Genomic DNA, 304 nt, shown 5'->3' on the forward strand with positions numbered 1-304 from the left:
GCAGCAGCTGGGCCTGCTCCAGCTTCATCCACATGTCGGCGAACTTCCACTGCAGGCCCTGGAACTCGCACAGCTCGCGTCCGAACTGGCGGCGCACCCGTGCGTGCTCGCGCGCCAGGTTGAAGGCCTGTCTCTTATACACATCTGACGCTGCCGACGAAATGCGAACAGTGTAGATCTCGGTGGTCGCCGGATCATTAAAAAGGGGGGGGGGGGGGGGGGGGGGGGGGGGGGGGGGGGGGGGGGGGGGGGGGGGGGGGGGGGGGGGGGGGGGGGGGGGGGGGGGGGGGGGGGGGGGGGGGGG

Annotated in this window: 1 protein-coding gene; it reads right to left on the minus strand. The window is 73.4% G+C overall.

Going from position 1 to position 304, the window contains the following annotated elements:
• On the minus strand, positions 1 to 304 hold a 304-nt coding region (locus tag JHD82_RS29560; RefSeq protein ID WP_269848184.1), incomplete at both ends, for an acyl-CoA dehydrogenase family protein.

Origin of the sequence: Delftia sp. ASV31 (assembly GCF_016428765.1) — a bacterium.
Taxonomy (GTDB): Bacteria; Pseudomonadota; Gammaproteobacteria; order Burkholderiales; family Burkholderiaceae_C; genus Comamonas; species Comamonas acidovorans.